Below are 246 nucleotides of genomic sequence, written 5' to 3'. Positions count from 1 at the left end.
CTAGTGGCTGTAGGTGAAGTAGAAAGTAAAGGATTCGAAATTGAAGTGGTTGGTGATATTACCGAGCGCTGGGTTGTGACTGCTAACTATGCCTATAATGATACCCGTATCACTAAAGCGAATGAAAGCATTCGTAATCAAATCCCTGATAGTGATAAGTTTGCTAATGCCCCACAAAATACAGTGGGCATTTGGACACGCTACGAGCTTCCTCGCTTATCTTCCTCTATTTCTGCCGGTTTAGAC

1 protein-coding gene is annotated in these 246 nt (G+C 43.1%); it reads left to right on the top strand.

Annotation, left to right across the window (positions count from 1 at the left end):
- Positions 1-246, top strand: a 246-nt coding sequence (locus AAEY88_RS15010; RefSeq protein WP_350563674.1) for a TonB-dependent receptor domain-containing protein, incomplete at both ends; no start/stop codon positions are given.

It is taken from the genome of Psychrobacter sp. CAL346-MNA-CIBAN-0220 (genome assembly GCF_040309805.1).
Lineage (GTDB): Bacteria > Pseudomonadota > Gammaproteobacteria > Pseudomonadales > Moraxellaceae > Psychrobacter.
Note: the sequence above shows the minus strand (reverse complement) of the source record. Positions and strands in the feature narration are given on the sequence as shown.